This window comes from Micromonospora sp. ATA51 (genome assembly GCF_016802855.1).
Taxonomy (GTDB): Bacteria; Actinomycetota; Actinomycetes; order Mycobacteriales; family Micromonosporaceae; genus Micromonospora; species Micromonospora sicca.
This window is the reverse complement of the sequence record NZ_JAEVHJ010000333.1, coordinates 1-7,034: the sequence shown is the minus strand read 5'-3', so window position 1 is coordinate 7,034 and position 7,034 is coordinate 1. Positions and strand designations below refer to the sequence as shown.

At 71.6% G+C, this 7,034-nt stretch carries 3 protein-coding genes and 3 pseudogenes; 2 read left to right on the top strand and 4 right to left on the bottom strand.

Annotated elements, in window-relative coordinates; genetic code table 11:
• A pseudogene (locus JNW87_RS32050) lies at positions 1-369 on the bottom strand (hypothetical protein); the annotation flags it as partial.
• A 374-nt stretch (positions 370-743) separates the two neighbouring features.
• Here JNW87_RS32050 and JNW87_RS32045 point away from each other — a divergent pair.
• Both JNW87_RS32045 and JNW87_RS32040 read left to right on the top strand, forming a co-directional pair.
• Entirely contained in the window at positions 744-938 is a 195-nt protein-coding gene (locus tag JNW87_RS32045) for a hypothetical protein (protein ID WP_089010688.1), read from the top strand.
• A gap of 320 nt (positions 939-1,258) precedes the next feature.
• Positions 1,259-2,752, top strand: a pseudogene (locus JNW87_RS32040) (chromosome segregation SMC family protein); the annotation flags it as partial.
• 503 nt (positions 2,753-3,255) lie between these two features.
• Here JNW87_RS32040 and ctaD read toward each other — a convergent pair.
• The 3 genes and pseudogenes from ctaD to JNW87_RS32025 all read right to left on the bottom strand — a co-directional run bounded on the left by ctaD (position 3,256) and on the right by JNW87_RS32025 (position 6,958).
• Positions 3,256-5,013 carry a cytochrome c oxidase subunit I gene (gene ctaD, locus JNW87_RS32035; RefSeq protein WP_109805705.1) on the bottom strand — a complete coding sequence of 586 codons (1,758 nt, stop codon included), beginning with the start codon at positions 5,011-5,013 and terminating at the stop codon, positions 3,256-3,258.
• A gap of 138 nt (positions 5,014-5,151) precedes the next feature.
• Positions 5,152-6,256 (bottom strand): annotated as a pseudogene (locus tag JNW87_RS32030) (FAD-dependent monooxygenase).
• A gap of 285 nt (positions 6,257-6,541) precedes the next feature.
• Positions 6,542-6,958 (bottom strand): transposase, encoded by a 417-nt coding sequence (locus JNW87_RS32025; protein ID WP_238454958.1) that lies wholly within the window; start codon positions 6,956-6,958, stop codon positions 6,542-6,544.
• Positions 6,959-7,034 lie beyond the last annotated feature (76 nt).

The following is a 7,034-nucleotide window of genomic DNA, read 5'->3' as shown; positions in this document are numbered from 1 at the left end:
ATCCGGGGCGGCCCGGAACGCGGTCAGGTCGGCCGGGGTCGCCCCGTCGGGCCCGGGGTAGCCGCCGGGGTGACGGCCGGCCTCCTCGAACGGGGCGACCCGGGGCAACTCGCCCGTGCGGTCGGCGCGGTAGGCGTCAGGCTGCTCGAACGGTGCCACCGGGAAGGGGAGTTCACCGGTCCGGTCGGGCTGCCACCGCTCGGTGGGGCGCTCCCGCCAGGCGTGCCCGGGCTCCGCCGGCTCGTCACCGAAGAGGTACGACGACCGCGGCTCCGGCCGGTCGGTGAGCCACGCCGGGGGGTGGTCGGTCGGCGGCTCGGGACGCCGGTGAGCGTCGTCCGGGTCGGTCGGGTCGGTCCAGCGGTACACGCCTGTCGCCTCCACGGGGTCGGTTGCGGGCCGGGCTGACCGTACGGGTGGGCCACGAGCTGCGGCAACGTGGCTAAGAAAGAGTTAAGGGGAAGCGGACAGACGGGTGGAGGCGTTCGCGCAATCCCGGGCGTACAGTTAAGTCGTCCGGACAGAGCGTGTCCGCGCCTTGTGGCAGCCCCCCGACAAGTGGACAGGTCGACGTGGAGATGATCTACGGCCTGCGGGAACTTGACGAAGGAGGGGTTTTCGGCTCAATATGTAGGTGTCGCCAGTCGCGCCCGGTCATGCCCACTTATCGGTGGGATGACAGCCGCGAACACCAGGGGCGCGCGTTGGCCGGCCTTTCCGGCAGCGCATATCAAGGAGTCAGCATGGCGAAGGCCCTCTACGGCCACGTAGGTGCAGCGCCCGACCGGCGTCTGCTCGACGAGGTCACCCGACTGCGTGCCAGGGTTCAGGCACTGGAGTTCGAGATCACGCGTCTGCGCGCCGAGAACGATCGGCTTGCGGCGGCCGCGGCGGAGGCTGACGACCTCCTCCGGCTGGCCGAGCCGGCGCTGACCTGATCTCCGGTTGTCGGAAAACTGAATCGCACCACACGAAAACGCGCGCCGACACTCAAGTGCCGGCGCGCAGTTCTGTCCGCGCCCATTTCCTCGCCGCTTTCCCGATCTTGTGAATCGCTCGGGGAAATGCGCGCCGGGGGCGCGGAACGCGAATAGCGATCTTGTAATTCTCGCCACCGGCGAACACTCCTGCGGATCGGCGCGCGACCGGCGCGGGTGGGTCGCGTGCGGCGGTGCCCCGACCCCCGGGTTAGTCTGCGGGTTCACCAGGTCCGCGCAGCCGGCGACGGTACGGCGGCCACCGGACGAGGATCGAGAAGGTGCATCTCAAGAGCCTGACGGTGAAGGGCTTCAAGTCCTTCGCCTCCGCGACGACGCTGAAGCTGGAGCCCGGGATCACCTGCGTGGTGGGCCCGAACGGCTCCGGCAAGTCCAACGTCGTCGACGCCATCGCCTGGGTGCTCGGCGAGCAGGGCGCCAAGGCGCTGCGCGGCGGCAAGATGGAGGACGTCATCTTCGCCGGCACCGCCGGGCGGGCGCCGCTGGGCCGGGCCGAGGTCACCCTCACCATCGACAACACCGACGGCGCGCTGCCGATCGAGTACACCGAGGTCTCCATCACCCGCCGGATGTTCCGCTCCGGCGAGAGCGAGTACGAGATCAACGGCGACTCCTGCCGCCTGCTGGACATCCAGGAGCTGCTGTCGGACTCCGGCATCGGCCGGGAGATGCACATCATCGTCGGCCAGGGGCGGCTGGACGGCATGCTGCACGCCAAGCCGGAGGACCGGCGGGCGTTCATCGAGGAGGCGGCCGGCGTCCTCAAGCACCGCAAGCGCAAGGAGAAGGCGCTGCGGAAGCTCGACGCGATGCAGACCAACCTCAACCGGCTCACCGACCTCACCGCCGAGCTGCGCCGCCAGCTCAAGCCGCTGGGCCGGCAGGCCGAGGTGGCCCGCCGCGCCGCCGCCATCCAGGCCAACCTGCGTGACGCCCGGCTGCGGCTGCTCGCCGACGACCTCGCCACCCTGCGCACCACGCTGGACAAGGAGATCGCCGACGAGACGGCGCTGCGCGAGCGGCGGGAGCAGATCGAGGCGGAGCACACCGAGGTGCAGGCCCGGCTCGGCGAGCTGGAGGGCGCCCTCGCCGAGGACGCGCCGCTGCTCGCCGCCGCCCAGGACACCTGGTACAAGCTTTCCGCCCTCTCCGAGCGGTTCCGTTCGATCGAGCAGCTCGCCCGCGAGCGGCTGCGCCACCTCAGCGCCGTCGGCGACGACGAGCGCCCGGGCCGCGACCCGGACCAGCTGGAGGCCGAGTCGCAGCGGGTCCGCGAGCAGGAGGAGGAGCTGCGCGCGGCGCTGACCGAGGACCAGATCCGGTTGGCCGAGGCCGTCGAGCACCGGCAGGAGCTGGAACGGCAGCTCGCCGCTGCCGAGCGGGAGCTGGTCTCCGCCGCCAAGGCCATCGCCGACCGGCGGGAGGGGCTGGCCCGGCTCACCGGTCAGGTGAACTCGGCCCGGGCCCGGACCACCAGCGCCGGCGAGGAGATCGAACGGCTCGCCGCCGCCCACGCCGACGCGATGGCCCGCGCCGAGAAGGCCCAGGCGGAGCTGGACGCCGTCGAGGAGGTGTCCACCGAGGCGGACCGGGACAACGCCGACCTCGACGCCCGGCACGCCGAGGCGGTGGCCGCCCAGGAGCGGGCCCAGGCCACCGTCCGGACCCTCGCCGACGCCGAACGCGCCGCCGAGAAGGACGCCGCCACCTGGAAGGCCCGCGAGGAGGCCCTCGCTCTCGGCCTGCGCCGCAAGGCGCCCGGGCTGACCTGCCCGGCCCGGCGGTCACGCCGTGATGTCCACTCAGGCCGTCCCGCTCCAGCCCGCCCATTCGGCGCCGGGCTGCCCGAGAAGCGATATGCCTGAGAGTCATAAATATGCCTGGCAGTCATATCGCTCGTGAACGTTGCCGCATCCGCGGGCGCTACGGTGTGTGGTCGCTCCCGTAGAGCTCCCACCGGTCGTCGGGACATCCGCCGCACCCGCCCACCGGTCGCCTTAAACACCCGCTGCACCGCGCGCGGCCACCATGGCTGGTCGACGCCGCCACTGGGTGCACCCGGAGCTGGGGCGACGACCGCTGCGACCCGCGGAGCCCACGCCGGGAGCGACCGCCGAGCCGCCCTCAACCTAGGTCGGGAGCCGGGTTGACCGGCGAGCCGGGAGCCGGGACCGAGACTCCGGGACCCGGCGCGGAAACGGCGACGGGCCGTACCCCTGATCAGGGGTACGGCGCCCGAGGCGCGGTGTTCAGCGGGTCAGCGCTGGTCGAGGTTGCCGGCGGTGTCCTCCTGGTAGCTGGCGCCACCGTTGGACTCGCTGGTCAGCGGCTTGGCGCCACCCTCCGGCGGGCCGGCGATGCTCTGGCCGGCGGCCAGCTCCGGGAACTTGGCGTCGAACGCGGGGCGCTCGGAGCGGATCCGCGGCATCCGGTCGAAGTTGCGCAGCGGCGGCGGCGAGCTGGTGGCCCACTCGAGCGAGTTGCCGTGGCCCCACGGATCGTCGACCTCGACCACCGGGCCGGTCTTGTACGACTTCCAGCAGTTCCAGATGAACGGCAGGGTCGAGATACCGGTGATGAACGCGCCGATCGTGGAGATCGTGTTCAGCGTGGTGAAGCCGTCGCCGGGCAGGTAGTCGGCGTACCGACGCGGCATGCCCTCGGCGCCGAGCCAGTGCTGAATCAGGAACGTGGTGTGGAAGCCGATCATGGTCAGCCAGAAGTGCACCTTGCCGAGCCGCTCGTCGAGCATCCGGCCGAACATCTTCGGGAACCAGAAGTAGATGCCGGCGAAGACCGCGAACACGATGGTGCCGAAGAGCACGTAGTGGAAGTGCGCCACCACGAAGTACGAGTCGTGCAGGTGGAAGTCGAGTGGCGGGCTGGCGAGCAGCACACCGGTCAGTCCACCGAAGAGGAAGGTCACCAGGAAGCCGACCGCCCAGAGCATCGGCGTCTCGAAGGTGATCTGGCCCCGCCACATGGTGCCGATCCAGTTGAAGAACTTCATGCCGGTCGGCACGGCGATCAGGTAGCTCAGGAAGCTGAAGAACGGCAGCAGCACCTGGCCGGTGGCGAACATGTGGTGCGCCCAGACGCTCATCGACAGGGCGGCGATCGAGATGGTGGCGGCGACCAGACCCTTGTAGCCGAAGATCGGCTTCCGGGAGAAGACCGGGATGATCTCGGTGATGATGCCGAAGAACGGCAGCGCCACGATGTAGACCTCGGGGTGCCCGAAGAACCAGAACAGGTGCTGCCACAGCATCGGGCCGCCGGTGGCGGGGTCGTACACGTGGGCGCCGACCAGGCGGTCCGCGGCGAGCGCGAAGAGCGCGGCGGCGAGCAGCGGGAAGACCAGGATCGCCAGCAGGCTGGTGACCAGCATGTTCCAGGTGAAGATCGGCATCCGGAACATGGTCATGCCGGGGGCGCGCAGGGTCAGGATCGTGGTGATCAGGTTGACCGCGCCGAGGATGGTGCCCAGACCGGAGATGGCCAGGCCGACCACCCACATGTTCGCGCCGACGCCGGGCGAGTGCTCGACGCTGCTCAGCGGGGTGTACGCCGTCCAGCCGAAGTCGGCCGCGCCACCGGGGCTGATGAAGCCCGCCACGGCCATCGTCCCGCCGAACAGGTAGAGCCAGTAGGCGAAGGCGTTCAGCCGGGGGAACGACACGTCCGGCGCGCCGATCTGCAGCGGCACCACGTAGTTCGCGAAGGCGAACACGATCGGCGTCGCGAAGAACAGCAGCATGATCGTGCCGTGCATGGTGAAGAGCTGGTTGTACTGCTCGGGCGACAGGAACTGCAGGCCCGGCCGCGCCAGCTCGGCGCGCATGATCAGGGCCATCAGGCCACCGATCATGAAGAACGCGAACGCGGTGACCATGTACATGATCCCGATCTGCTTCGCGTCCGTGGTGCGCAGCAGCCGCGCGATTGCCGACCCCTTGACCGGCTCTCGGACCGGCCAGGGCCGGGTCACGACCGGCTTGGGTGCGACGGTGGTCACGAGTGGCCTCCGGTTCTCGGTTGTCCCGCTCGGCGCGCGCTGTGTCTGCGAGCCGTCATCCGCAAGGAGGATAGTCCCCGGCAGGTGGCCTCGCCGCGTGGGGTGGCGGGCTACGATCACCCGCCGCCGCGCCGACGCTCAGAGCGGGTCGACCAGCAACCGGTAGTGCTCCTGGAAGATCCGTCCGCCGCGCCCGCGCAGCAGCGGGTCGCGCAGCGCCGGCGGAACGTCGCGGGTCCGGTTGCGGTCCCGGGTCCGGTCCCGCACCCATCGGGTACGCGGCCGCCGCCGGCTCTCGTACGCCAGCAGCGCGGCTTCGACGCTGCCGGCCGCCTTCAGCGACTCGGCGAGCACGACGGCGTCCTCGAGGGCCATGGCGGCGCCCTGGGAGAGGGTCGGCGCGGTGGCGTGGGCGGCGTCACCGATGAGCAGCACCCGGCCGTGGAACCAGCGACCCAGTTCCACCTCCTCGGTGACGCGACGTGCACCTGTTCGAGGGCGGACAGCACCTCGGGCACCGGGCCGCCGTAGCCGGCGAAGAGTTCCCGCAGCCGGGCCGGCGGGTCGGCCGGCGGGACGGTGCCGGCCTCGTCGGCGTAGCAGTACAGCCGCCCGGCGCCGATCGGCACCAGCAGGAAGCCGGACCGCTGGCCGAGCAGGGCCGTCCAGTCGGTGATCCGTGGCCCGCCGCGCACCACGCTGCGGTAGACCACCTGCCCGGCGGGCCGGGGCGGGCCGCCGAGGGCGGCGAGGGTGCGGACCGCCGAGCGCGGCCCGTCGGCGCCGATCACCAGGTCGTACTCCCCGCAGGTGCCGTCGGTGAAGCCGACGCGACCCCGCCGGGCAGCGGTTCGACGGTGCTGATCTCGGCGCCGTGCCGGACGGCGCCGCCGGCGCCGGTGAGCAGCACCCGGTGCAGTTCGGCGCGGGGCAGTGCCCGGCACTCCCCGACCCCGGCCCAGAGGGCGTCGAGGTCGACCTCGCAGAGCGGCGCGCCGGCCGCGTCCAGGAAGCGCTGGCGGTGGATCACCTGGCCGAGTGGGCGGACCGGTCCGTCGAGGTCGAGCCGGCGCAGCGCCCGCGCGGCGTTGCCGGGCAGGTAGAGGCCGGTGTCGACCAGCTCGGTGGGGGGCAGTTTCTCGGTGACGTCGGGCCGGAACCCCGCGAGCCGCAGCGCCCGGGCCACGGCCAGGCCGGCGATGCCCGCGCCGACGACGAGGATGCGCAGGGGGGAGCCACCCATCGTGGTGTACGCCTCCGGAGGGGTTCGGCACGCGTTGGAGGCAAGACACTACTCGCCGCGATCGACGGGGGGTAGGGCCCATCGGCCCTGCCGCAGCCACTTGTCGGCGCGCCGCGACGACAACACCGCCGACGCTCCCACCCCGCTCGGCGACGGCATGCGGCAGGTCGGCCAGGGTCTGGCCGGCCGGACGGCCGTGCCGGGGACGGCCCCGGGCCGCGCGCGAGCGGCCGCGGCTACTCCTCGTTCAGAAATCGGAGCGGCCACTTTGACGTTCTCTCCGCCCTAAAGGGCGGAGATTCCCTCCACGCTGCGTGTGGAACACGCGGTGTGCGGGTGGATTCCTGCTTCTCGGCGCGGTGCCGGCACGGGTGCCGGTCTTACCTGCGCTCCACAGGCGTTTAGGCTCTCGGCGCGTCCCGCCGCGAGGATGTTGATCGCCGCGTTGACGTCCCGGTCGTGGACCGCCCCGCATGGGCAGGTCCACGACCGGACGGACAGCGGTTTGGGTCCGTCGAGCCGCCCGCACGTGGAGCATGTCTGCGATGTGGGGACGAACCGGCCGATGCGGCGGAAGGCGCGTCCATACCGTGCGGCCTTGTACTCCAACATCGCGGTGAACGATGCCCAGCCGGCGTCGTGCACCGACTTCGCCAGCCGCGTCCGGGCGAGACCGGTGACGCACAGGTCCTCGACGTACACCGCTGAGACGAAACTCGGACCTTGGCCACGTGTGCGGCAGCGTCCCGGCGGAGCCGGGACACGATGGGTTTCCGGG

Excerpts from the sequence above, each read along its gene's own strand:
- JNW87_RS32045 (WP_089010688.1), top strand. The coding sequence starts at position 744 with ATGGCGAAGGCCCTCTACGGCCACGTAGGTGCAGCGCCCGACCGGCGT.